Below are 24,801 nucleotides of genomic sequence, written 5' to 3'. Positions count from 1 at the left end.
CTTGAACTGAACCCGGAGAACACCCCCATGAGCATGGGCAAGCCAATGGCCAACTACGCCGCCGCCAAGCGCGTCGGCGATTTCGTCTTCATGAGCGGCGTGGTCGCCGTCGACCCGGCCACGCGCCGCGCCGTCGCCGGCTACGACGCCATCCCTGAAGAAGCACGCACCGCGCTGCAGGGCGTGGGCTACGCCACGGGCCAGATGTCGGTCGACGTGTTCGAGGCGCCCATCGTCGCGCAGAGCTGGTTCGTGCTGGAGCGCATCCGCCAGATCGCCGCCGAGCACGGCGGCACCATGGAAGACGTGGTGAAGCTGGTGCAGTACTTTCGCCACCTGCCGCACTACGCGTTCTACAACCGCGTGCGCGGGCTGTTCTACCCCGGCGAGCCGCCGGTGAGCACGGTGGTGGAGGTGTCGCGCTTCCTGCCGGGCGACGAGGTGCTGGTGGAAGTCGAAGCCACCATGTACCTGCCGAAGCGTTCTTCTACCTGACGCCCGCGCCCTTGAGCAGGAACTCCGTCACCTGCTCGATGAGGTAGCGGCGGTCCTTGTCCTCGCCCTGCTGCGCGGTGTTGCGGTAGTAGGCGGCCTGGGTGGCGTGGTCGGCGTAGAACTGCGTCACGGCCCAGATGTGGAACAGCACCAGCATCGGGTCGGCCTTGTCCATCAGGCCCTGGTTCATCCAGTTCTGGATCACGGCAGCGGCCTGGTCGGTGCGCTGCTTGCTCGTGTCCATCATGTCGTTGACCACCGGCGCGCCGCGCATCATCTCGGCCGTGAAGATGCGCGAGCGCAGCGGATGGTCGAACGAGAACATCATCTTGCGGTGGATCAGGTCGCCCAGCACCTTGCGCGGGCCGAAGGCCTCGTCGCTGAAGCCGAACACCACGATCCAGTCGGTGAGGATGTCCTGCAGCACCTGCCGGTACAGCGCCTCCTTGCTGTCGATGTAGTAGTGCAGCTGCGCCTTCGACAGCCCGGCCTTGTCGGCGATGGCCTGCGTCGACGCGCCGGCCAGCCCCTCGCTGGCGAACACCTCGATGGCGGCCTGGTTGATGAGGCCGAGCACCTGCGTGTACTTGCGCGAGCGGCCGCGCGTGGCGGGCGCGTCGGTGTCGGCGGCGTTGTCTTCCAGGCTCACAGCTGCAGCACCAGTTCCGTGCCCTTTGCGCGCGAGCAGCACAGCGCCACCTTGTGGCGGCGCTCGCTGCCGGTGAGGCAGAAGTCGCGGTGCTCGGCGCCTTCGCCATCGCCCTCGACCACGCAGGTGCCGCACAGGCCCTGCTGGCACGACACCGGAATGTCGATGCCCACTTCATGCAGCGCGTCGACCGCGGTCTGGTCCGCGGCCACCGGCACGCTGATGCCGCGCTGCGCGAGCCTGAGCGTGAAGGGCAGGCCGGTGGTGGTGTTGGCGTCGGTGGGGGCGGCGAAGTATTCGGCGTGCAGCGCGTCTTCGGGCCAGTGCGCGGAGGCCTCGCGCACCGCCTGCATGAAGCCGCCGGGGCCGCACACGTACAGGTGCGTGCCGGGCGCGCGCTCGGCCAGCAGCGCGCGCAGGTCGATGCGCTGCGTGGCGTCGCCCTGGTCGAGGTGCAGGCGAAGGTGAGGCGCCAGCGCGGGGTGGCGCAGCGCGTCGGCGAAGGCCAGGTGCTCTTCGCTGCGCGCGAACACGCACAGCGTGAACGCGGCGCCGCGCGCGGCCAGCGCCTGCGCCATGGCCAGCAGCGGCGTCATGCCGATGCCGCCGGCCAGCAGCAGGTGGTGCGTGGCTTCGTCGCGCAGCGGAAAGGTGTTGCGCGGCGCGCTGATGGGCAGCAGGTCGCCTTCGCGCACGCGCTCGTGCATCGAGGCCGAGCCGCCGCGGCTCGCGCCCTCGCGCTTGACACCGATCACGTAGCTGCCGGTCACGTTGCCGCCTTCGTTCGGCGAAGAAGGCGCGCGCGCCAGCGAGTACTGCCGCGAGAAGCCGCCGGGCATGTGCACGTCGATGTGCGCGCCGGCCTCGTACGAAGGCAGCGGCCGGCCCCACGGGTGGGCCAGTTCGAAGGCGAGGATTTCGGGCGTCTGCCGCGAGATGCGTGCGACGCGCACGGTCAGCGTGCGTTCGAGGCTCATGGTGTGGGTCTCCCTGTCAGGTCTGGATCTTCTGCAACTGGCGCGCGACGCGCTCGATGAAATGGGTGCGGTCGTGCGCGGTGACGGCGTTCATGTCGTGCAGCTGCAGCCAGGTCACCTTGCAGCGCCACGCGAACAGCGCCCGCAGCGCGCGCGTGAACAGCCGCCGTGCCGGGTCGCCGATGAGCATCACGAACCAGCGCGGCGAGCCGCCCGTGGTCACCACCGTCAGGCGCCGGATGTGGCGCATGCCCGACTTGGCCAGCTGCCCCTTGCGCTCGGCCGGCAGGAAGGCCACGCCCGGCAGCCACACCCGCTCCAGCCAGCCCTTGAGCATCGACGGCGGCCCATGGAACCAGATGGGAAACACGAACACCAGGTGCTCGGCCCACAGCAGCGCGTCGACGTGGGGTTTCACGCGCTCGCGGATCAGCTCGGGGTTGTCGAGGTACGCAATGCGCTCCTCGCGCGTGAGCGTGGGGTCGAAGCCTTCGGCGTACAGGTCGATGGCCTTGACGGTGTGGCGGGGCTCCAGGGCCTCGAGGGTGGTGCGGTAGAGCGCGTGGTTGAAGCTGTCAGGGTTCGGATGGCAGTGGACGACGAGCGTTTTCATGAGGGCCGGTTCGCCTGTCGGCGAGACGGGGTCAGAGCCCAGGAATAAAAGGCCGCGCGTGCCTTATGGCAACCCAGGCGCCGGCATCTGACCCCGGCGCAAGCCCCGCGCGACCCACGGGAAGGACAACGAAACGAAAAAGCGGAACGCGTTATTTGCCGGTGAGCTTCTTGCGCACGTCGACGCCCACGCCCTTGTTCACGAACTGCGTGGTGACCACCTTCGACAGGTCGACCTCGCCGGCCTTGTACAGGCCGGCCTTGACCATCTTGTCGTAGAAGTCCTTCACGCGGGCCTCGTCCATGGCGCCGATGCCCTTGGTGAGCGACTCGCCGCTGTCGACGATGCCCATCTTCTTCATGAGCTCGATGGAGCCCTGCAGCGACGCGACGGGCGAGTCGGGGTTGGTCTTGGCGATGAGCTCGTTGGCGGCCTTGTTGTCGCCGTAGAGGTAGTTGTTCCAGCCGATGATCGACGCTTCGACGAACTTGCGCACGGTCTCGGGCTTGGTCTTGATGAGGTCGGCGCGCGTCTCGATGGTGGTCGAGTAGGTCGAGAAGCCGTTGTCGGCCAGCAGCTGCACCACGGGGTCGAAGCCGGCCTGCGCCTTGATCGACAGCGGCTCGGAGATGGCGTAGCCCTGCTGGATCGACTTCTTGTCCGCCAGGAACGGGCCGACGTTGAAGGTGTACGGCTTGAGCTGCGAGTCCTTGAAGCCGTGCTCCGACTTCATCCACTGCCAGAAGCTGAACTGGCCGTCCTTGCCGATGAAGGCCACGGGGGCCTTGGTCATGTCCTTGAAGGTGTCGAAGCCCTGGCCGGGGTGCGCGAACATGGCCTGCGGGTCTTTCTGGAAGAAGGCCGCGACCACCACGGTGGGCACGCCGTTCTTCACGTTGTCGAAGGACTGCAGCAGGTTGCCGGTCATCAGGAAGTCGACCTTGCCGGCCGGCAGCATCGGCCGGTTGTTGACCATGGGGCCGCCCTGCTGGATCTCCACGTCGAGGCCGTACTTCTTGTAGGTGCCGTCCACCAGCGCCTGGTAGAACCCGCCGTGTCCGGCCTGTGCTTTCCAGTTGGTGGCGAACACCACTTTTTCTTGCGCCTGCACGGCGAAGGCGGCAGCCGCAAGGGCGAGGCCGAGGGCAAGCGGGCGAATGGTCAGAGCGGGAACGCGCATGGCAGTGGACTCCTGGTTTTGAATTCGACGGGTATTTTCATGTCATCGCGCCCTGAACGACGATGAAGCACAGCGCGGCGATGCAACAAGGAACAGCTTTTCATCTCAACGCTCGACAGCCATGTCCGCGGTCCAGCCCCGCGTCTTGCCCGGGTTCATCAGCCCCATCGGGTCGCTGCGCTTCTTGAAGTCGATCTGCTGCGTGTCGATGGTCTTCATGCCGCCGTCCTCGATGGTGACCACGTGCGGGTTGAAGATCTGGCAACCGCCCTGCGACTCGATCTCGCGGATCAGCTCGTACTGGTGGGCCTCGCCCTTCCAGCGCACCAGCAGGATGCCGAAGGTGCCGCACTCGCCACCGGCGCGCGCGAAGTCCTGGTGCTGCAACACGTCGTCGCCGAAGATTGTCAGATGGCGCTCCACCACCGACGGATCGAAAGGCTGCGCGTAGGCAACCTGCAGGTACGTCCAGCCGCGGTCGGCCTTCAGCGCCTGCAGCGTCGTGTGGTTGAAGGCGCATTCATAGGCCGGCGGCAGGCCGTCGGCGAGCAGTTCGGCCTCGGTGCCCGCGACCGAGATCGTGCCGCCGTGCGCAGCGGCCAGCGCGCGGAATTCTTTCATCGACTCGGGCGACACCATGGTGAACACCGCGTGCCGGTCGATGGGGAAACGGTCGCGCATCGCCGTGTAGTACGGCGAGAAGCGCGCCTCCACCGTCGACAGCAGGAAGATGTCGAGCGTGGGCGCCTGCGCCGCGATGCCGAAGTCCAGCGCACCCCGGTAGGTCTCGAACAGCACCGTGCAGTGCACCCACTCGACGGCGGGGCTCAGCGCGACCTCCACGTCGAGGATCACGCCGTTGGTGCCATAGGCGTGGTGCACCTGCTGGATCTCGTCGCCGTGCAGCTCGATGACCCGCGGCTCGCGCTCCACCGTCATCACGCGCGCGCGCAGCAGGTTGCCGGGGTCGCGCAGGATGCCGTGGCGAAACGAGCCGATGCCGCCGAAGCCGCCCGCGATGAAGCCGCCGATGCTGGCCACGTGCCAGGTCGAGGGCCACATGCGCAGCGCCTGCCCGGTCTCGCGCGCAGCCAGGTCGATGTCGTGCATGCGCGCGCCGGCTTCGACGCGCATGCTGCCCGGCTGAATGTCCAGCACGCGGCACATCTGCGTCACGTCGAGCACGATGCCGCCTTGCAGCGGCACGCACTGGCCGTAGTTGCCGGTGCCGCCCGCGCGCACGGTGAGCGGCAGCTTCCACTTCGCGGCCACGGCCGCGGCCTGGCGCACGTCGTCTTCGGTGCTCACCTTGACCACCAGGTCGGCCACGCAGCCCGCGAGCTGCGCGCTGAGGATGGGGCTGTACCAGTAGAAGTCCTTCGACAGCTGCTTGCGCTGCGCGGGCGCGGTGATCACGTTGAGGCCGCGCAGGTCTTCGCGCACCGCGTCCCAGTCGCGAAGCCTGGGGGGGAGCGATTTACCTTTCACGGCGCATCTCGCTTTCGTGCCAGTGGCCGAGCACCAGGCGCGACAGCGCCGCGAACACGATGAAGATCACGATGCCCAGCAAGGACACCAGCAGCAGCGCCGCGAACATCATCGGGATCTCGGTGCGAAAGCTCGATTCGAGAATGCGCGAGGCCAGGCCCGTTTCCTTGCCCGCCGTGCCGGCCGTGAACTCGGCCACCACCGCGCCGATCAGGCTCAGGCCGCCCGCGATCTTCAGGCCCGCCATGAAGTACGGCAGCGCGCTCGGCGCGAGCAGGTAGCGAAAGGTCTGCCAGGGCGAGGCCTTGTAGAGCTGGAACAGGTCGCGCAGGTTGCTGTCGGCGCTCTTCAGGCCGATGACGGTGTTCGACAGGATCGGAAAGAAGGCCACGATCCACGCGCACAGCAGCAGCGCCGCCGTGGTGCTCGACACGTAGATCAGGATCAGCGGCGCGATCGCGATGATGGGCGTGACCTGCAGGATCACCGCGATGGGGAACAGGCCGATTTCCACCCACTTGAACAACGCGAACGCAATGGCCAGCGCCACGCCGCCGACGATGGCCGCGGTGAGCGCGAGCAGCGTGAGCTTCACGGTGAACCACAGCGCGCTCGACAGCGAGTCCCAGTTGTCGAACAGCGTGCGCAGGATGAGCGAGGGCGCGGGCAGGATGTAGTGCGGAATGTTGTTGGCCCGCACCATCCACTCCCACAGCAGCAGCAGGCCGAGGACGATGCCCGCGGGCACCACGATGCGCAGCATCGATTCGCGCCGGCGCAGCCTGTCTTCGTGGGCGCGCAGCATCTCGGCGGTGGGCGCGGCGTCGGTGCCGTCCAGGGGTGTCACTGGATTCACGGCAATCACCGTTTCAATGGTCGACGTCGAGGCCATGCAGCGCTCCATGCAGGGATTGGGACACCGCCGTGCAATGCGCGTTGTAGCGGCTCGAGGTGCGGAACTCTTCACCGCGCGGGTACGGCTCGTCGATGCGGATCTCGTCGATCACGCGGCCCGGGCGCGCGGCCATCACCACGATGCGGTTCGACAGGTACACCGACTCGTACACGCTGTGCGTGACGAACACGATCGAAAAACGATGCTCGCGCCAGATGGCCAGCAGGTCGTTATTGAGCTTGATGCGCGTCATTTCGTCGAGCGCGGCAAAGGGCTCGTCCATCAGCAGCAGGCGCGGGTGCGTGACCAGCGCGCGGGCGATCGACACGCGCATCTTCATGCCGCCGGAGAGCTCGCGCGGGTACACGTCGGCAAAGCGCGAGAGGCCCACCAGCTCCAGCACCTGCTCGACCACCGGCGCGGCCTCGTCGCGGCGCATGCCCGCGAGCTTCAGCGGCAGCCACACGTTGTCGAACACCTTGGTCCAGGGCATGAGCGTGGGCTCCTGGAACACGAAGCCCAGGTCGCGGTCGCTCTTGCTGTCCTTGGCGGCGCCGGTGTTGGCGCCCGACCAGTGCATGTCGCCCGAGCTGAGCCGGGTGAGCCCGGCGATCAGCCGCAGCGCGGTGCTCTTGCCGCAGCCCGAGGGGCCGAGGAAGCTGACGAAGTCGTGCTCGCCGATGTCGAGCGTCATGCCCTGCAGCGCGAGCGTGCCGTTGGCGAAGCGCTTGCTGACGTTGCGCAAGCCGACCAGCGGGGGCGTGGCGGTGGTGGAGGGTGTGGTGGATGGCGTGGTGCTTTCCATGGCGCGTTCCTTTGGCGCGCAGCCTAGCGCCAGGCCGGCGTGTTGGCGAGGCGAGACAGCGGAAAACGGTCGACCTCGTGCAGCAGCTCGACAAAGCGCCGGCCCACGTGGTCGAGCACCGCCGCGCCTTTCTCCGCGGTGGCGCGCGTGGCGTCGCCGGCGGCGCCCGCGGGGTTGATGTCGTGCATCTGCCAGCCGAGCTTGCCGCTGGGCGTGATCGACAGAAACTTGTTCTCCTCGGCCAGTTGCTCGGTCATGGAGCTGAAGTTCTGGAACTGGTCGCGGCGCACGTAGTCGGGCGTGAGGTGCAGCATGACCGAGCTCTCGAGGTCGCCGGCATGGATGCCGTGCTTGCCCTCGTGCGCGGTGAACAGGCCTTCGGGCAGGCCCAGCGTGTACCAGTTGGCGGCCACGATCATCATGTCGTGTTCCTCGCGCAGGTCGCGCGCCACGATGTCCATCACGCTCATCTGGCCGCCGTGGCTGTTGTAGAGCACCAGCTTGCGCACGCCGGCCTTGGCGACGCAGGCGCCGATGTCCTTCCACAGCGAAATGAGCGTGTTGGCCGACACGGTGAGCGTGCCCGGATAGCGCGAGTGCTCGTTGCTCTTGCCGTAGGGCACGGTGGGCAGGAAGAGCACGGGCAGCTCGTCGGGCAGGTGCGGGAGCGTGGCGCGCACCATGCCGTCGATGGTGGCCGTGTCGGTCGACATCGGCAGGTGGGGGCCGTGCTGTTCGGTGGCGCCCACCGGCAGCACGGCGATGAGCCGTTCGCGGTCGAGGCGGGAGAACTCTTCGCTGGTCAGGTCGGACCAGAAGCGGCTGCGCAGGCGGGGCGGATTCATCGTGGCACACCTCTTTGACGTCGGGTTGGACAGTTTAAATTATCCATGTGGTCAAAAAAAGTGGCTCGGCAATTACCCGAATGCCTATCCACTGCTTGGTAAAGACAGGTAACGGACGTGCAAACCAGAGCAACTGGTCAAGTTGCGGCGTCGGGCCAGTTCCGATGCGGCCCTTACCAGCGCAGCCGCACGCCCAGCTGCCCCTGCACCCCCGTCTGCTCGGTGTTGCCCACGGCGCTGGTGTAGGCCAGCCCGCCGTACACCGACACCGTCTTGTTGACCTGGCCGACGACACCGGCGCCCACCTCCAGCGCGCTCGCGTTGCGCCGGTTGACGACCTGGTCGGTGGGGCCGAAGAAGAGCGCGTTGCTGCCGCTGAAGGTGTGCCACAGGTTGGCCTTGAGGTACGGACGCCAGGTGCCTCCGCCAGCGTCCACCCGGCCTTCGAGCCGCGCGCCGATACGCCCGGTGACGGCGTTGTCCCGCTGGAAGCGCACGGCGGAAATACCGTCGTCGAAGTCGTCGAGCGAACTGCGCTGCCAGACGAGCTGCACCTGCGGCTGCAGCGTGAGGTTGTCGCCCAGCGCCAGCGGGTAGCCGGCCTCCAAAGACGCCGTGACCGCCGAGCCGCGCGGGGTGCCGCCGCGGCCGAGCGTGGAGCGCGCGTCGGCCTTGTAGCGGCTGGCCATGAGCACCGCGTCGCTGTACCAGCCGCTGGCGGCAACGCGGGTCCAGTAGGCGCCCAGGCTGTAGCCCTCGACGGTGAGGCGGCCGGTGGCGGTGTTGGTGCCGCCGCTGGCCACGCCGCTGGTGTCGCCACTGGCGCGCGTGTAGCCGCCGAGCACGCCGATGCGGTGGCGCCCGCCCGCGCCGTCGGTGGCGGCGAGAAAGTCGTGGCCCAGCTGCAGGCCGCTGATCTGGCCGTCGAACTGCGGGTCGGCGTCGCCGCGCAGGCGCTGGCGGGTGCTTTCGCCGAACACGCGGCCCCACGAGGCCTGCGTGCTCCCCAGGCCGTCATCGCCGGCCAGCAGTTGCATGTCGGTATTGCCTTGCCGGTCGTGGAAGGTGCCCAGCTGCGCCAGCCCCAGCCGGCGCACCACCAGCGGCATGCTGCTGTAGAGCGCCACCTCGGGGCGGTACAGCTTCACGGGCTCCAGCGATGTCGCGGGTCCGGCCCCGCCACCGCCCCCGCCGCCAACGCCACCGGATGCCGATGCCTCCAGGAGCGCGACCGCCTCCGCCAGCGAGCCGACCACCGTGCCGCCGACCGCATAGCCGCTGTTGCGCAGGTACCAGCTGTCGGAATTTCCGCCCACATTTCCGCCCACATTCCCGCCTCGGTACAGCCGGTAGCTGTACGCCCCGGCCTCGACGGCCTGCGCGAGCGAGAACGCACCCGGCGCGGTGGTGGCGCCGTTCACCGCCTGCACCACCAGGATGCCGTCGGCCAGCGTCGGCGCGCCCAGCCCGCCGCGGTTGACCACGCGCACCGCCGTGCTGCCCGAGGCGTTGCCGCCGTCGACCACCAGCTTGTCGGAGGGCGAGTTGTCGCCGCCCAGCACGGTGTTGACCTGCAGCAGCGCCGGGCCGCTGCCCGTGTAGTTGCCGCGCACGGTGAAGGCGCCGAAGTTCGCCCCGTCGTTCGGACCGGGCAGCAGCGTGCCCTGGTTCGTCACGTTGCCCGCGAAGGTGCCGGTGCCGGCCACCGTGGTGCCGGGCAGCACGGCGATGACCGGGCTGGTGAGCGTCGCGGGCAGCTCGAAGCGGCCGGACTCGATGCGCACCGCGTCTGAAAAGCTCGCGTCGGTGCGCCACGACCACGCAGTGCCGCGCATCGTCAGGTTCTGGAAATTGCGAAAGGCGTTGTCCACCGTGCCGCTGCCTTCCAGGAAGGCGTTGGCGCGCCCGCCGCCGCCGTCGGCGCCGCCGCGGATGACCGAGCCGGTCTGCAGCACCAGCGTGCCCACGCCCAGCGCGCCCATGTAGATGGCGTCGCCGTTGCCCGCGCCGCCATGGCCTTCGATGGTGCCGGCGTTGACCAGCACGTCGTTGCCGTTCTGGCCGCGATAGCCGTAGCCGTTGGCGCTCGACAGCGTGGCGCCGGCCCGGTTTTCCACGCGCGAGAAGAAGGTGGCGCCCAGCGTGTTCGCATGCACCGCGTCGGCGCCGCCCGAGGGCGAGTTGGCGCCCGTGGCGGCGATGGTGCCGGTGTTGACCAGCAGGTTGGCGACCAGGTTGCCGCCCTGCAGGTACACGCCCTTGGCCGAGGCGCCGGCGGCCGAGATGGTGCCGTTGTTGACCACCGTGTTGCCCGGCCCCAGCGTGGAGATGCCGTGCGAGCTGCCGCCCGTGGTGACGATGCTGCCGTTGTTGGCGATGAGCGTGCGCGTGCTGCTGTTCGACGTCACCAGGATGCCCGAGGTGCCGCCGCTGGTGGTGCGGATGGCGCCGTTGTTGGTCAGGGTGTTGTCGTTGCCCGTGGCCACCATGGCCGCGCGCGCCGAGCCCGAGCCGCCCGACACGGTGACCTGGCCATTGTTGGTGATGCTGCTGGCGTCGCGCACCAGCAGGGCCTGCGTGGCGTTGGTGGACAGCGTGGCGCCGGGGTTCACGGTGATGGTCACGCCGGTGCTGCCGGGCGCGGCGACGACGCTGGCCGAGCCGGTGGTCGTGCCGTCGCAGGTCACCGCAGTGTTGGAACCCGGCGTGGCGCCGGGGCCGCAGGCGGCGCCGGCACCGTCGGCGGCGAGCGTGGCCAGCGTGGCGGCCAGCCAGGAGACAAGCGGAAGCGGAGGGGGAAAGGGAAAGGGACGACGGTGCTGAACCCGACGCGATCGCGCGATGCTCATGGGTGCTCCTTGAATGTCTCTTGTGCACGCCCCGGGGGCTGGGGCAGCGCCTGGCCGTTTGTCACGGCATTTGGCACGTCTGACAATCAGGAAACAATCAGCCGTTCGTTCTCATGTTGCCGCGGCGAGACGCCGTGGATACATCTGGCAGGCGTTCCAGGCCGTCCAGGGGGTTTTCAGGCTGCGACGGCTGTCAGCAGCTGCGGCGCGCTCGGGATCGCGGCGCTGAAGAGCGCCAAGCCGAGCAGCCTCGCCCGCAGCGGCCGCTTGCAATCTGCCCGCTCATCGCCGCACCACGTACCGCGTCACCACCGGCGGCGTTTCGCCCAGGTGGAACGCCAGGCGCCGCTCGCGCAGCGCCATGTCGCTGGCCGTGGCTCGGTTGAAGCGGCGCAGGTGGTCGGTCCACGAGTCGTCCACGATCTGCTCCACGTAGCGCTCGGGCTGCGCGATGTCGTGCAGCAGCTCCCAGCCGACGGCGCCCTGGCTCAGGCGCGCGCGGCGGGTCTGCTGCATCACCAGGTGAAAGGCGGCGGCGCGGGCCGGGTCGATGAAGAACTCCACCGTGATGACCACGCGGCCGTGCTCCTGCGGCGCCTCGGCCGGCGGCCCGGCGGCCCAGCCGGCCTGGGCGGGGCTGGTGTCGTCCTCGCCGCTCAGGTCGGTCACCCAGCGCAACGCGGCCAGCATCAGCAGCGTGCCGCTCACGGCGGCGATGGCCAGGCTGATTTCCAGGTTGCTCACCGTGGCCACCTGGCCCCAGATGGCGGCGCCGATGGCGCTCGCGCCCATGATGGCCATCTGGTACATCGACATGCCGCGCGCGCGCACCCAGTCGGGCAGCGCGAGCTGGGCCGACACCGACAGCGAATTGGCCACCGTGATCCACGCCATGCCGCCGAAGAACATCGCCGGCACCGCGACCCAGGCGTTGGGCGCAAAGGCCATCACCGCGGTGGCGCCCGACTGCAGCAGCGTGCCGCGCAGCACCAGCTGGTCGCGCCCCAGCGCCTGGCGCAGCCGCGGCAGGAACAGCACGGCGATGATCGCGCCGGCGCCCATGGCCGCCAGCAGCAGCGTGAAGGTGCCGGCGCCGCCGCCCTGCAGGTTGCGCGCCAGCAGCGGCAGCAGCGCCAGCAGCGCGGTCGAGTGAAAGAAGAAGATCGACACGCGCGTGAGCACCGCGCGCATGCGCTGCGACTGCCGCACGAACTGCACGCCCACGCGCATGGCGCCGATGAGCTTTTCGCGGCCCAGCGGGTTGGGCGTGTGCTCGCGCCGCCAGCGCAGCACCACGAAGCCCGAGGCCACCGACAGCACCGCGTTCAACGCGAACACCCAGACGCTGCCCGCGCTGGCGATCAGCACGCCCGCGGTGAGCGGGCCGATGATGCGCGAGGCGTTCATGGCAATGCCGTTCAGGCCCAGCGCGGCGGGCAGCTGCGGGCGCGGCACCAGCTCGGGCACGATGGCCGCGAACACCGGCCAGCGCAGCGCCAGCCCGATGCCGTTGGCGAAGGTGAGCGCCAGCAGCAGCGGCGCGGTCATGAGGTCGAGCGCCAACGCGGCGCACAGCACGATGGCGGTGCCGGCCAGCCAGAACTGCGTGGCCACCAGCCAGCGCCGGCGGTCCAGGATGTCGGCCAGCGCCCCGCTGGGCAGCCCCAGCAGGAACACCGGCAGCGTGGAGGCCGACTGCACCAGCGCCACCCAGATGGGCGAGGTGGTCAGCGAGGTCATCATCCACGCGGCGGCCACATCGTTCATCCACATGCAGATGTTGGCGATGAGCCAGGTGCTCCACAGCATGCGGAACACGGGGAGCTTCAGGGGCTCGAGGGCCGCGAGCTTCGATGGCTGCGGCCGCGCGGGCGGAATCGGTGTCTCTTCGGTGGATATGGGTGGCATGTGGCGCTATTGTGGCGCCGTGCTTTTTGCGCTCAGCCCCGGTCGCTGCGCGCGAGGTGGATTTCCAGGCGCCGCAGCAGCGTGGTCAGCACCAGCGTCATGACCCAGTAGATGACCGAGATCGCCAGGTACGGCTCCCAGTAGCGCGCATAGGCGCCGGCCACGGTGCGCGCCGCGTAGGCCAGCTCGGCCAGGCCGATGGCGGAGACCAGCGAGGTGTCCTTCAGCAGCGCGATGGCGTTGTTGCCCAGCGGCGGCAGCATGCGCCTGAAGGCCTGCGGCAGCACCACGTAGCGCATCACCTGCGCGGGCGTGAAGCCGATGGAGCGGCCCGCGTCGAACTGCCCGCGCGAAATCGACTGGATGCCCGCGCGGAACACTTCGGAGATGTAGGCGGCCGAGTTGAGCGTGAGCGCCACCACGCCCGAGATGAGCGCGCCGTGCTCCTGCTTGAGCGTGCGCGCGAGCTCGCCGTCGATGAGGATGCCGCTCGTCGGATGGATGAACACCGGCATCACCGCGAAGTGGATCAGCAGGATCTGCACGAACAGCGGCGTGCCCCGAAAGAAGCTCACGTACACCGTGGCCGGCCAGCGCAGGAAGAAGCGCGCCACCCAGGTCCAGGGCGCGTGGCGCGGTTGCGCCAGCCGCGCGAGCGCCAGGCACAGGCCCCAGCTCGCGCCCAGCAGCACGCAGACCACCGTCATGCGCAGCGTCATCCAGGCGCCTTGCCAGAACAGGTCCTTGTATTCGACCAGGATGTCCCACCGGAACCATCCAAAAAGCAGCACCGGTTGTTCCATGCTTGCGTCCTCAGCTCATCAGTCAACGAAAAACGAAACGGCCGCGTGAGGGCGGCCGTGTTCAGGGAAATGCCGTGCGGCTCAGCGCACGTTCGGGTCCTTGTTGAACCACTTCTTGTAGATGGTCACGTAGCTGCCGTCCGCGCGAATGGCGGCCAGGCCGGCCGTGAGCTTGTCGAGCAGGGCCTTGTCGCCCTTCTTCACGACGATGCCGAAACCCTCTTCGGGGAACGACTTGTCGTCCAGCGTCTTCAGCTCGGGGTTCTGCGCCACGCGGTAGGCAATGACGCCGTTGTCGCCCATGGCCGCGTCGACGCCGCCGCCGGCCAGCTCGGAAATGATGAGCGGCGTGCTCTCGAAGCGGCGGATGTCGGGGCTGGTCTTGCCGAACTCGCGCGAGGCGATGTCGTCGGCGGTGGAGGCGCTGACCACGGCGATCTTCTTGCCGGCCAGGTCCTTCAGCGAGGCGACCTTGCTGTTCTTCGGCAGCGCGATGAGCTGGCGGGCCGCGAAGTAGGGCGGCGTGAAGTCGTAGCTTTGCTTGCGCTTCTCGTTGATGGTGACGCCCGAGATCACGAGGTCGACGTCGCCGTTGTTCAGCGCGCCGAAGATGCCGGTGAAGGGCGTGTTGACGATCTTGATCTTCAGCCCCTGCTGCTTGGCGATGGCGTTGATGATGTCGATGTCGAAGCCGACGATCTGCTTGTCCTTGTTCTCGAAGGCGAAGGGCGCGTAGGTGGCGCTGGAAGCGACGGTGAGTTCGCGATTCTGGGCCTGGGCACCGAGCGAGAAACTGGCCGCCGCGGCAGCGAGGCCGAGCGGGATGCCGAACGAAAGTGCGCGCCGGATGCGGTTCATGGAGTCTCCCGGGAGGGTGGATTGTTGGCTTTGGAGGCCGGGGATTCTATGCCTGCAAGACCGGTGCCCGGCCCGGCGACCGGGCGCGCCGGGCGTTGCTGCACTGCGTCAGGCACGCTCTTTTGTTGTGCATTTGTTCTCGAAGCGCGCAACGGATTCGCCCCTCAAGAATCATTTAGTTCACATATGTAGCAATATCTGACCATTAGAAACACGGGCAGGTAAGCAGTCATGTCACTCGTTCTGGGGGTCTTGGGAATCCCGAAGGTGGAGGTCGAACTCCTGAAGATCATCGTTCGCCTGAGCTCCAACCTGCGCACCACCTGGACCGTGAGCGAGTCGGGCAACTGCGACGTGCTGCTGGTGGACAGCGCCACGCCTATCGACACCTGGCACGCGCCGTCGGCGCCCGTGGTGATGGTGCCCATGGTGCAGCGCGGCCAGGCCAATGCGGGCGCGCCGGCCGTCGGCCGCACGCTGGCGCGGCCGATCTTCGCGGAAGAGCTGGTCGACCTGCTCAACGAGTTGACGGCGGGCGTCCACAAGAACAAAGACAACGACAAGGACAAAGGCTGGGCGACCGCCGCGGCGGTGGAGCGCTCGGCGCGCGACCGCGCCTCGCTGGTGCGCTGGCCCGCGCAGATCACGATGCAGCGCAACCCGGTGTACCTGCGGCTGGCCGCGGCGCTGTCGAAGAGCGCGCAGTCCGCCGAGAGCCTGAGCGCGCTCAGCCGTGTGGACGTCGACGAATGCTCGACCTTCATGGGCCTGCTCGAGCAGGAGGGCGTGCTGGCGTGGTCGCCCGACGCCGCCGCGCGCGACGTGATGGCGGCCAGGGCCACCGGGAACGCAGGGCTCGCCGGCGACGCGCGTGAGCGCACCGGCCTGCTTTCGCGCATCCGCCGGCGGCTCGGGCTGGCCTGAGCGCCGCATTGCTCCGAGCCACGCCGGGCTGCGGCGCGCCGCACCGCTTCTCTTCTATTTGTTCATTCACCAATCCGTTCGTGCGTCCAGGGGAAATCGCTTGAGGGAATACAAACTCGTCTTCACCGGCCCGATGGGCGTCGGCAAGACCACCGCCATTGCCGCCATCAGCGAGCGGGCGCCCATTTCGACCGACGTCGCCAACGCCGACCGCTCGGTGGACAAGGCCACCACCACGGTGGGGCTGGACTTCGGCGAGCTCACGCTGGACAACGGCGACCGCTTGCGCCTGTACGGCACGCCGGGGCAGAGCCGCTTCGACTTCATGTGGAAGATCTTGATCCGCGACGCGCTGGGCCTGGCCATCCTGCTGGACAACTCGCGCCCCGCGCCGCTGGAAGACCTGGCCACCTACCTCGACGGCTTTGCCGACGCGCTGCAGCACATGCCCTGCGCGCTGGGCATCAGCCGCAGCGAGTCGCACCCCTCGCCCTCGCTGGACGACTACGCCCGCGCGCTGCAGGCCCGCGGGCTGGTGCTGCCGGTGCTCGCGGTCGACCTGCGCCGGGGCGACGACGTCATTTCCCTCATCGACACGCTGCTGATGCAGATCGAAGTCACCGACACCGGAGCCGCCCTGTGAACATCAGCCGCCTTTTGAAGCTCAAGGCCGCGTCCGAAGCGCAGCGCATCCTGGAGGACATCGCGGGCGTGACCACGGTGGTCATCGCCACGCCCGACGGTTTCGAGATTGCCAGCGCCAGCGTGCGCAGTGTCGACCCGTCGCGCATCGCGGCCATGGCCAGCTCCATTTCGGCCATGGGCGCCGTGGTGTCGCAGGAAGCCCGGCTGGGCCGCTGCAAGTGCACGACCGTGGCCACCGATGACGGCTTCGCCCTGTTCAGCCCGGTGCGCAATGGCGAGACCGAGCTGGTGGTGAACGTGATCGCCGGCGCCAGCGCGGTGCTGGCGCAGGTGATGTACCGCACGGCCGCCTGCGTGAAGCTGCTCGAGGCGCACCAGCCGGAGCAAGCCGATCCCCTGCAACCCGTGCAGCCCGTGCAGCCCTTGGCCTGAAAGCCCGGCAGCACCGATCCGAATCAGCGAGCGGGGACGCGTTTGCATGCGGCGCCCCCGCTCTTTTCATACGCATGACCGATAGGAAACACCAAGATGGCAACGATCCAGCAAAGCATTGACAACCTTTTGACCGCCGACGGCGCCCTGTGCGCGGCCGTGGTCGACTCCGCCAGCGGCATGATGCTGGGCGCGGGCGGCACCGGCGTGGACCTGGAAGTGGCCGCCGCCGGCAACACCGAGGTGGTGCGCGCCAAGCTCAAGACCATGCGCTCGCTGGGCCTGAACGACGTGATCGAGGACATCCTGATCACCCTGGGCAAGCAATACCACCTGCTGCGCCCGCTGGCGCAGAAGGAAGGCGTGTTCATCTACTACGTGCTGGACAAGGCCAAGTCGAACCTGGCGCTGGCGCGCCGCAAGCTGCAGGAAGTCGAGAAGGACATCACCTTCTGAAGGTGAAATAACGTCGCGGGGCCAGCGCCCCGCGCCTGCCTTTTTCAGGAAGCCGGTTTCGCGAGGAGCCGGCTTTTTTCGTTTCCGCTTGTCGCGCTCGCCTTTTCCTCGCTCAGCGCGCCAGGTGCCCCAGCGGCAGCGCGCTGCTCGCCTTCACCTCGCCCAGCGAGAAGCTGGTGTGCAGGTCTTTCACGTTGGGCAGGTTCATCAGGTGCTGGCGCGCGAAGGCCGAGAAGCCGTCGAGGTCGCGCGCCACCACCTGCAGCTCGAAGGTGCCGGTGCCGCTGATGTAGTGGCAGGCGACCACGTCGGGCAGCTTGCGGATGGCGTCTTCCAGCTTGCGGGTGGCCTCGTGGGTGACGCGCTCGGTGTCGACGCGCACGAAAGCGAGCACGCCCAGCCCGATCTTGTGGCGGTCGATTTCGGCGTGGTAGCCCTTGATGAAGCCGGATTCCTCCAGCGCGCGCACGCGGCGCCAGCAGGGCGCGGCCGACAGGCCCACGCGCTGGGCCAGCTCGGCGTTGGTGAGGCGGCCGTCGGCCTGCAGTTCTTGCAGGATTGCGAGGTCGAACTTGTCAATGCTTTCCATGGGCGTGGATATTAAGCAAGATTCTTTCTGGAACCGCGTTTTTCGGGGCAAAGAACGCAAACACCTGTCGCGGACCCCGGCATACACTTTGCGTGATCATGGGCTCGCGCCCTACCCGGGCACAGACCCACACCCATCAGCCAGGCCCACAAGGCCCTGCCACACGGAGACAGACAAAATGAATGCACCGCTGCCCGCGCACATTCGCAAGGCCCTCGAAACGGTCACGCTCGACGACAAATACTCGCTCGACTACGGCCGGGCCTTCATGAGCGGCGTCCAGGCCCTCGTCAAGCTGCCCATGCTGCAGCAGCTGCGCGACAAGCAGGCCGGCAAGAACACCGCCGGCTTCATCAGCGGCTACCGCGGCTCCCCGCTAGGCGGCTACGACCAAGCGCTATGGAAGGCCAGCAAGTTCCTGAAGGAACAGAACATCGTCTTCCAGCCCGGCGTCAACGAAGAGCTGGCGGCCACCGCGCTGTGGGGCACCCAGCAGCTGGGCTTCTCCCCGCAGGGCACCAACAAGTTCGACGGCGTCTTCGGCATCTGGTACGGCAAGGGCCCGGGCGTGGACCGCTGCTCCGACGTGTTCAAGCACGCCAACATGGCCGGCACTACCGAGTTCGGCGGCGTGATCGCGGTGGCGGGCGACGACCACATCTCCAAGAGCTCCACCGCCGCGCACCAGAGCGACCACATCTTCAAGGCCTGCGGCACGCCGGTGTTCTTCCCGGCCAACGTGCAGGAAATTCTCGACCTGGGCATCCACGCCTTCGCCATGAGCCGCTTCTCGGGCGTGTGGTCGGGCATGAAGACGATCCAGGAAATCGTCGAGTCGAGCGCCACGGCCATGATCGACCCCGAGCGCGTCGAGATCGTCATTCCCACCGACTTCGAAATGCCGCCCGGCGGCCTGCACATCCGCTGGCCCGACCATGCGCTGGAGCAGGAAGCCCGGCTCATGCACTACAAGTGGTACGCCGCACTGGCCTACATTCGCGCGAACCGCCTGAACTACAACGTGATCCAGGGGCCGAACGACCGCTTCGGCATCATGGCCAGCGGCAAGGCCTTCAACGACACGCGCCAGGCGCTGATCGACCTGGGCCTGGACGACGCGGCCTGCCGCCAGCTGGGCATTCGCCTGCACAAGGTGGGCGTGGTGTGGCCGCTGGAAGCACAGCTCACGCGCGAATTCGCCACCGGCCTGCAGGAAATCCTGGTGGTCGAGGAGAAGCGCCAGGTCATCGAATACCAGCTGAAGGAAGAGCTCTACAACTGGCGCTCCGACGTGCGGCCCAACGTGGTCGGCAAGTTCGACGAAGGCCAGGGCGCGAGCGACGACGGCTACTCCGGCGGCGAATGGTCGATGCCCAACCCGACCGCGCACACGCTGCTGCGCGCCAACGCCGACCTGAACCCCGCGCTGATCGCCAAGGCCATCGCCGCGCGCCTGAAGAAGACCGGCGTGCTGGCCGCGGCCGGCGCCGACATGGCCGCGCGCATCGACGCGCAGCTGGCCATCCTGGAGGCCAAGGAGCGTTCGATGGTGGTGCAGCAGGCCTCCACCAGCGTGGCCGACGCCTCGCGCCAGCCCTGGTTCTGCTCGGGCTGCCCGCACAACACCAGCACCGTGGTGCCTGAAGGCTCGCGCGCGCTGGGCGGCATCGGCTGCCACTTCATGGCCACCTGGATGGACCGCTCCACCATCGGCTTCACCCAGATGGGCGGCGAGGGCGTGCCGTGGGTGGGGCAGCAGCCCTTCACCACCGACCAGCACATCTTCGCGAACCTGGGCGACGGCACGTACTTCCACAGCGGCCTGCTCGCCATTCGCCAGAGCATCGCGGCGGGCGTGAACATCACCTACAAGATTCTGTACAACGACGCGGTCGCCATGACCGGCGGCCAGCAGGTCGGCGAGCGGCCCGAAGGCCACTCGGTGCTGCAGATTGCCGAGAGCCTGCACGCCGAGGGCACGAAGAAGGTCGTCATCGTCACGGACGAGCCTGAAAAATACGAAGGCGTGAGCATCCCGGGCGACCACGTGCAGGTGAAGCACCGCGACCTGCTCGACGAGATCCAGCGCGAGTTCCGCGCCATGCCGGGCACCACGGCCATCATCTACGACCAGACCTGCGCCACCGAGAAGCGCCGCCGCCGCAAGCGGGGCACCGCCGTCGACCCGGCCAAGCGCGTGGTCATCAACGAGCTGGTCTGCGAAGGCTGCGGCGACTGCAGCGTGCAGAGCAACTGCCTGAGCGTGGAGCCGCTGGAAACCGAATTCGGCCGCAAGCGCACCATCAACCAGAGCAGCTGCAACAAGGACATGAGCTGCCTGAAGGGCTTCTGCCCGAGCTTCGTCACCGTCGAGGGCGGCCAGCTCAAGAAGAAGAGCAAGAGCAAGGGCGCCACGCCGGCCGAGTTCGGCCTGCTGCCCGAGCCCGCGCTGCCGTCGCTGGTGGGCGGCAAGGTCTGGGGCGTGGTGGTGGCGGGCGTGGGCGGCACGGGTGTCATCACCATCGGCCAGCTGCTGGGCATGGCCGCGCACATCGAGGCCAAGGGCATCGTCACGCAGGACGCGGCCGGCCTCGCGCAAAAGGGCGGCGCCACCTGGAGCCACGTGCTCATCGGCGACACGCAGGACGACATTCGCACCACCCGCGTGGGCACCGCGGCGGCCGACCTGGTCCTGGCGTGCGACCCGCTGGTCACCATCAACGCCGAAACCATGGCGCGCATGCGCGAAGGGCGCACCCGCGTGGCGCTCAACACGCACAGCTCGCCCACCGCGGCCTTCGTGCGCAACGCCAACTGGCAGAACCCCGAAGACGCCTGCGCAGCCGAGATTGCGCGCGCCGTGGGGCTCGACGCCATGGGCACCTTCGACGCCGACGCGGCCGCCACCACGCTGATGGGCGACAGCATCTACGTCAACCCGATGATCCTGGGCTACGCCTGGCAAAAGGGCTGGCTGCCGCTGGGGCACGAGTCGCTGATGCGCGCCATCGAGCTGAACGCCGTGGCCGTGGAAAACAACAAGACCGCCTTCGAGTGGGGCCGCCAGGCCGCGGTGCGCCCGGAAGAGTTCCAGAAGCGCGTGCGCCCGGGCCAGGTCATCGAGTTCAAGAAGCGCGAGACGGTCGAAAGCCTGGTCGCGCGCCGCGTGGAGTTCCTGACGGACTACCAGAACGCCGCGTACGCCGCCGAGTACAAGCAGTTCGTCGGCAAGGTGCAGCAGGCCGAGTCGGCCCTGGGCCGCACCGGCCTGAGCGAGACGGTGGCGCGCTACCTGTTCAAGCTCATGGCCTACAAGGACGAGTACGAGGTGGCGCGGCTGCACGCCGACCGCAGCTTCCTCGAGCGCGTCGAGGGCATGTTCGAGGGCGACTACAAGCTCAACTACCACCTGGCGCCGCCCATCGTCGCCAAGAAGAACGCCAAGGGCCAGCTGCAGAAGCAGAAGTTCGGCCCGTGGATGCTGACGGGCTTCCGCCTGCTGGCCAGGCTCAAGGGCGTGCGCGGCACGGCGCTCGACATCTTCGGGCGCACCGAAGAGCGCAAGACCGAGCGCGCGCTGATCGGCGAGTACCGCGCCAGCATCGAGGAAGTGATGGCCGGCCTGCGCGCCGACAACCACGCCCTGGCGCTGGAGATTGCCGGACTGCCCGAGCAGATCCGCGGCTACGGCCACGTGAAGGATCGCAACCTGGTGGCGGCGCGTGCGCGCTGGAGCGAACTGATGGGCAAGTGGCGCAATCCGCAGGCGCAGCGCGTGGCGGCCTGAGTTTTCAGCCCCGTCAACGGCATCACGGGCGCCCACTGGGCGCCCGTTGCTATTGAAAACGTAGCTGACTTTCGCAGGGCCGAAAACCCGGAAAGCCCTCCCCACCCCGCCGGATAAGCCCGTGGAACGGTCATCCGTGCCGAATACAATGCCCGGTGCTGTGCGCGGCCAAGCCCCGCCGCGCTTTGACTTCCGGTGCGCATCCCGTGCCGCCGCGAAGTCCAAGGAACCGTGAGCGCTGACCGCGCTCCCATCGTTTTCTCTTCCCTCTGCTGGAGACTCTCTTGTTCATTTCCTCTGCTTTCGCCCAAACCGCGCCTGCTGCAGCCGGCGGCGGCGACATGTTGTCCTCGCTCGGCAGCATGCTGCCGCTGGTGCTGATGTTCGTGGTGCTGTATTTCGTCATGATCCGGCCCCAGATGAAGCGCCAGAAGGAAGCCCGCGCGATGATCGAGGCCCTGGCCAAGGGCGACGAAGTCGCCACCGCCGGCGGCGTGCTCGGCAAGATCACTTCCATCAGCGACCAGTACCTGGGCCTCGAAATCGCCAATGGCGTGGAGATCAAGGTCCAGCGCAGTGCCGTGGTCCAGGTCCTGCCCAAGGGCGCCGTCAAGCAATAAAAGCGTGGGCTGAGCCTTGCGCTTTGCGGCGCACGGCCCCAATTCACGCCGTGTTCCGTTTCAGATAAAGCGCTCTCTCATGAACCGTTACCCGGTCTGGAAGTACGCGATCATCGTGATCGTGTTGCTCGTGGGGCTCATCTATGCCCTGCCCAATTTCTTCGGTGAGGCACCTGCGGTGCAGGTGTCGGCGGCCAAGACGACCGTCAAGGTCGACGCCACCACCCAGACCCGGGTCGAGGAAGCTCTGAAGGCCGCCAGCCTGACGCCCGACCTCGTCACCCTCGACGCCGGTTCGCTGCGCGCCCGGTTCACCACGCCCGACGACCAGCTCAAGGCGCGCGACGTGATCCAGCGCGCCCTGGTGCCCGACGCCAGCGACCCGCCCTACACGGTGGCGCTGAACCTGCTGTCGCGCTCGCCCTCGTGGCTGACCTCGCTGCACGCCTTCCCGATGTACCTGGGCCTCGACCTGCGCGGCGGCGTCGACTTCCTGCTGCAGGTGGACATGAAGGGCGCCATCGACAAGAAGGCCGAGTCCTTCGCGAGCGACCTGCGCACCACCTTCCGCGACAAGAGCATCCGCGGCACCCAGGTGAGCCGCAACGGCCAGACCGTGGAGGTGAGCTTTCGCGACGCCGCTTCGCTCGAGGCGGCCAAGCGCATCATCCAGGACCAGTTCACCGACCTGAGCACCACCGACAGCCAGGACGGCAGCAACTGGCGCCTGGTGGCCAGCATCAAGCCCGAAGCCGCGCGCCGCCTGCAGGACGCCGCGCTGAAGCAGAACATCACCACGCTGCACAACCGGATCAACGAACTCGGCGTGGCCGAACCCGTGATCCAGCAGCAGGGCCTGGACCGCATCGTCGTGCAGCTGCCCGGCGTGCAGGACACGGCCAAGGCCAAGGAAATCCTGGGCCGCACCGCCACGCTCGAAATGCGCATGGTCGACGAGAGCGCCGAAGGCCGCTCGGCCGAGCTGAGCGGCGGGCCGGTGCCTTTCGGTTCCGAGAAATTCCTGGACCGCCAGGGCCGCCCGGTGATCGTGAAGAAGCAGGTGCTGGTCACGGGCGAGAACCTCACCGACGCGCAACCCGGCTTCGACCAGCAGAGCAACCAGCCCAAGGTCGACCTGACAATGGACGCCAAGGGCGGCCGCATCATGCGCGATGTCAGCCGCGAGAACTACAAGAAGCGCATGGCCATGCTGATCTTCGAGAAGGGCAAGGGCGAAGTGCTCACCGCCCCGTCGATCAACGGCGAGCTGGGCAACCGCTTCCAGGTGTCGGGCTCGATGACGGTGGCCGAAGCCAGCGATCTCGCGCTGCTGCTGCGCGCCGGCTCGCTGGCCGCGCCGATGGAAATCATCCAGGAACGCACCATCGGCCCGAGCCTGGGCGCCGACAACATCGAGAAGGGCTTCAAGAGCGTGATGTACGGCTTCCTGGCGATCATGGTGTTCATGTGCGCGTACTACGCGCTGTTCGGCCTGTTCTCCTCGATTGCGCTGGCCGTCAACCTGATGCTGCTGGTGGCCATCCTGTCGATGCTGCAGGCCACGCTCACGCTGCCCGGCATCGCGGCCATGGCGCTGGCCATCGGCGTGGCCATCGACTCGAACGTGCTCATCAACGAGCGCGTGCGCGAAGAACTGCGCAACGGCGCGTCGCCGCAGGCGGCGATCCACGCGGGCTACGAACGGGCCTGGGGCACCATCCTGGACTCCAACGTGACCACGCTCATCGCGGGCATCGCGCTGCTGGCCTTCGGCTCGGGCCCGGTGCGCGGCTTCGCGGTGGTGCACTGCATCGGCATCGTCACCTCGATGTTCTCCGCCGTGTTCTTCTCGCGCGGCCTCGTGAACTTCTGGTACGGCCAGAAGAAGAAGCTCAAGACGGTGTCCATCGGCACGGTCTGGCGGCCAGCGACCGACGGCTCCGCCGTGGTCACCAAGTAAAGGTCGAGGACAAGCGCCATGGAATTCTTCCGCATCCACAAGACGATCCCGTTCATGCGCCACGCGGTGGTGCTGAACATCGTCTCCGTCGTCACCTTCGCGTTGGCGGTGTTCTTCCTGTTCCACCGCGGGCTGCACCTGTCGGTCGAGTTCACGGGCGGCACCGTGATGGAGGTCGCCTACGAGCAATCGGCCGACATCGGCAAGGTGCGCGACGCCATCGGCAAGCTCGGCTACCCCGACGTGCAGGTGCAGAGCTACGGCAGCTCGCGCGACGTGCAGATCCGCCTGCCCGCCCAGAAGGGCATGAGCTCCGACCAGCAAAGCGCGCAGGTGATGGGCGCGCTGAAGTCGGTCGACCCGTCGGCCACGCAGCGCGGCATCGAGGTGGTCGGCCCGCAGGTGGGCGAAGAGCTCACCACCAACGGCCTGAAGGCGCTGGGCATGGTGGTCGTGGGCATCATGATCTACCTGGCGTTCCGCTTCGAATGGAAGTTCGCGCTCGCCACCGTGCTGGCCAACCTGCACGACGTGGTGATCATCCTGGGCTTCTTCGCCTTCTTCCAGTGGGAGTTCTCGCTGGCGGTGCTGGCGGCGGTGCTGGCGGTGCTGGGGTATTCGGTGAACGAATCGGTCGTGATCTTCGACCGCATCCGCGAGAACTTCCGGCGCTACCGCAAGCTGTCGACCACCGAGATCATCGACAACGCGATCACCTCGACCATCAGCCGGACCATCATCACCCACGGCTCCACCCAGCTGGTGGTGCTGTCGATGTTCTTCTTCGGCGGCCCCACGCTGCACTACTTTGCGCTGGCGCTGACCATCGGTATCTGCTTCGGCATCTACTCGTCGGCCTTCGTGGCGGCGGCCATCGCCATGTGGCTGGGCGTGAAGCGCGAAGACCTGGTGAAGGGCGGCCCGACCAAGCGCGACGGCGAATCCGAGGACGATCCCAACGCCGGCGCCGTGGTCTGACGGATACTCCGGGGTTACTGTGTGCGGTGGCGGCGAAGGCCGCGC

General features: G+C 67.9%; 22 protein-coding genes. 9 read left to right on the top strand and 13 right to left on the bottom strand.

The genetic code is table 11. The features are described 5' to 3' along the window. Positions 1-27 precede the first annotated feature (27 nt). Positions 28-495: a RidA family protein gene (locus QTI51_RS30140; RefSeq protein WP_116910366.1), complete on the top strand. Its 468-nt coding sequence runs from the start codon at positions 28-30 to the stop codon at positions 493-495. Here QTI51_RS30140 and QTI51_RS30135 read toward each other — a convergent pair. The 12 genes from QTI51_RS30135 to QTI51_RS30080 all read right to left on the bottom strand — a co-directional run bounded on the left by QTI51_RS30135 (position 488) and on the right by QTI51_RS30080 (position 14,365). Continuing rightward, on the bottom strand, positions 488-1,144 hold the full coding sequence (locus QTI51_RS30135; RefSeq protein ID WP_116910365.1) for a TetR family transcriptional regulator C-terminal domain-containing protein: 657 nt from the start codon (positions 1,142-1,144) through the stop codon (positions 488-490). The two genes, QTI51_RS30140 and QTI51_RS30135, sit on opposite strands and share 8 nt — an antisense overlap. Beyond that, a complete protein-coding gene (locus QTI51_RS30130; RefSeq protein ID WP_116910364.1) occupies positions 1,141-2,121 on the bottom strand; it encodes a PDR/VanB family oxidoreductase in 981 nt (326 codons plus the stop codon). Before QTI51_RS30130 ends, QTI51_RS30135 begins: the two co-directional genes overlap by 4 nt. 16 nt (positions 2,122-2,137) lie before the next feature. Beyond that, positions 2,138-2,734, bottom strand: coding sequence for an NAD(P)H-dependent oxidoreductase (locus QTI51_RS30125; RefSeq protein ID WP_116910363.1), 597 nt, complete (start codon positions 2,732-2,734; stop codon positions 2,138-2,140). Positions 2,735-2,885: 151 nt separating this feature from the next. Beyond that, positions 2,886-3,914 carry an ABC transporter substrate-binding protein gene (locus QTI51_RS30120; RefSeq protein WP_116910362.1) on the bottom strand — a complete coding sequence of 343 codons (1,029 nt, stop codon included), beginning with the start codon at positions 3,912-3,914 and terminating at the stop codon, positions 2,886-2,888. 105 nt (positions 3,915-4,019) lie between these two features. Continuing rightward, positions 4,020-5,402: an FAD-binding oxidoreductase gene (locus QTI51_RS30115; protein WP_116910361.1), complete on the bottom strand. Its 1,383-nt coding sequence runs from the start codon at positions 5,400-5,402 to the stop codon at positions 4,020-4,022. Then, on the bottom strand, positions 5,392-6,294 hold the full coding sequence (locus QTI51_RS30110) for an ABC transporter permease (RefSeq protein WP_207786718.1): 903 nt from the start codon (positions 6,292-6,294) through the stop codon (positions 5,392-5,394). Before QTI51_RS30110 ends, QTI51_RS30115 begins: the two co-directional genes overlap by 11 nt. Beyond that, positions 6,272-7,102, bottom strand: a complete 831-nt coding sequence (locus QTI51_RS30105; RefSeq protein ID WP_116910360.1) for an ABC transporter ATP-binding protein — start codon at positions 7,100-7,102, stop codon at positions 6,272-6,274. Before QTI51_RS30105 ends, QTI51_RS30110 begins: the two co-directional genes overlap by 23 nt. Positions 7,103-7,125: 23 nt before the next feature. Next, positions 7,126-7,947, bottom strand: a complete 822-nt coding sequence (locus QTI51_RS30100; protein ID WP_116910359.1) for a creatininase family protein — start codon at positions 7,945-7,947, stop codon at positions 7,126-7,128. 173 nt (positions 7,948-8,120) lie between these two features. After that, the gene (locus QTI51_RS30095) at positions 8,121-10,796 is read right to left on the bottom strand and encodes an autotransporter family protein (protein WP_116910358.1); all 2,676 of its coding nucleotides are present in this window, start codon (positions 10,794-10,796) and stop codon (positions 8,121-8,123) included. Between the two features lie 282 nt (positions 10,797-11,078). After that, positions 11,079-12,704: an MFS transporter gene (locus QTI51_RS30090; protein WP_116910357.1), complete on the bottom strand. Its 1,626-nt coding sequence runs from the start codon at positions 12,702-12,704 to the stop codon at positions 11,079-11,081. A 32-nt stretch (positions 12,705-12,736) separates the two neighbouring features. Next, a complete protein-coding gene (locus QTI51_RS30085) occupies positions 12,737-13,507 on the bottom strand; it encodes an amino acid ABC transporter permease (protein ID WP_116910356.1) in 771 nt (256 codons plus the stop codon). A gap of 81 nt (positions 13,508-13,588) precedes the next feature. Beyond that, positions 13,589-14,365 (bottom strand): basic amino acid ABC transporter substrate-binding protein, encoded by a 777-nt coding sequence (locus QTI51_RS30080; RefSeq protein ID WP_116910355.1) that lies wholly within the window; start codon positions 14,363-14,365, stop codon positions 13,589-13,591. Between the two features lie 231 nt (positions 14,366-14,596). On the opposite strand from QTI51_RS30080, the gene QTI51_RS30075 reads away from it, so the two are divergent. The 4 genes from QTI51_RS30075 (at position 14,597) to QTI51_RS30060 (ending at position 16,822) form a co-directional block, all read left to right on the top strand. Beyond that, positions 14,597-15,289 carry a hypothetical protein gene (locus tag QTI51_RS30075; protein WP_132748849.1) on the top strand — a complete coding sequence of 231 codons (693 nt, stop codon included), beginning with the start codon at positions 14,597-14,599 and terminating at the stop codon, positions 15,287-15,289. A 100-nt stretch (positions 15,290-15,389) separates the two neighbouring features. After that, complete coding sequence (locus QTI51_RS30070; protein ID WP_207786717.1) at positions 15,390-15,932, top strand: GTP-binding protein; 543 nt, start codon at positions 15,390-15,392, stop codon at positions 15,930-15,932. Further along, on the top strand, positions 15,929-16,366 hold the full coding sequence (locus tag QTI51_RS30065) for a roadblock/LC7 domain-containing protein (protein WP_116910352.1): 438 nt from the start codon (positions 15,929-15,931) through the stop codon (positions 16,364-16,366). Before QTI51_RS30070 ends, QTI51_RS30065 begins: the two co-directional genes overlap by 4 nt. Positions 16,367-16,462: 96 nt before the next feature. Further along, on the top strand, positions 16,463-16,822 hold the full coding sequence (locus QTI51_RS30060; RefSeq protein ID WP_116910351.1) for a hypothetical protein: 360 nt from the start codon (positions 16,463-16,465) through the stop codon (positions 16,820-16,822). Between the two features lie 112 nt (positions 16,823-16,934). Here QTI51_RS30060 and QTI51_RS30055 read toward each other — a convergent pair whose 3' ends face one another. Continuing rightward, the gene (locus QTI51_RS30055; RefSeq protein WP_116910350.1) at positions 16,935-17,411 is read right to left on the bottom strand and encodes an Lrp/AsnC family transcriptional regulator; all 477 of its coding nucleotides are present in this window, start codon (positions 17,409-17,411) and stop codon (positions 16,935-16,937) included. A gap of 178 nt (positions 17,412-17,589) precedes the next feature. Here QTI51_RS30055 and QTI51_RS30050 point away from each other — a divergent pair, with 178 nt between their 5' ends. The 4 genes from QTI51_RS30050 to secF all read left to right on the top strand — a co-directional run bounded on the left by QTI51_RS30050 (position 17,590) and on the right by secF (position 24,756). After that, positions 17,590-21,198 carry an indolepyruvate ferredoxin oxidoreductase family protein gene (locus tag QTI51_RS30050; protein ID WP_116910349.1) on the top strand — a complete coding sequence of 1,203 codons (3,609 nt, stop codon included), beginning with the start codon at positions 17,590-17,592 and terminating at the stop codon, positions 21,196-21,198. A gap of 284 nt (positions 21,199-21,482) precedes the next feature. Further along, complete coding sequence (gene yajC / locus QTI51_RS30045; RefSeq protein WP_056577179.1) at positions 21,483-21,818, top strand: preprotein translocase subunit YajC; 336 nt, start codon at positions 21,483-21,485, stop codon at positions 21,816-21,818. Between the two features lie 79 nt (positions 21,819-21,897). Further along, a complete protein-coding gene (gene secD / locus QTI51_RS30040; protein ID WP_116910348.1) occupies positions 21,898-23,778 on the top strand; it encodes a protein translocase subunit SecD in 1,881 nt (626 codons plus the stop codon). A gap of 18 nt (positions 23,779-23,796) precedes the next feature. Then, entirely contained in the window at positions 23,797-24,756 is a 960-nt protein-coding gene (gene secF / locus QTI51_RS30035; protein WP_116910347.1) for a protein translocase subunit SecF, read from the top strand. Positions 24,757-24,801 lie beyond the last annotated feature (45 nt).

The organism is Variovorax sp. J22G73 (assembly GCF_030317035.1).
Taxonomy (GTDB): Bacteria; Pseudomonadota; Gammaproteobacteria; order Burkholderiales; family Burkholderiaceae_C; genus Variovorax.
Note: the sequence above shows the minus strand (reverse complement) of the source record. Positions and strands in the feature narration are given on the sequence as shown.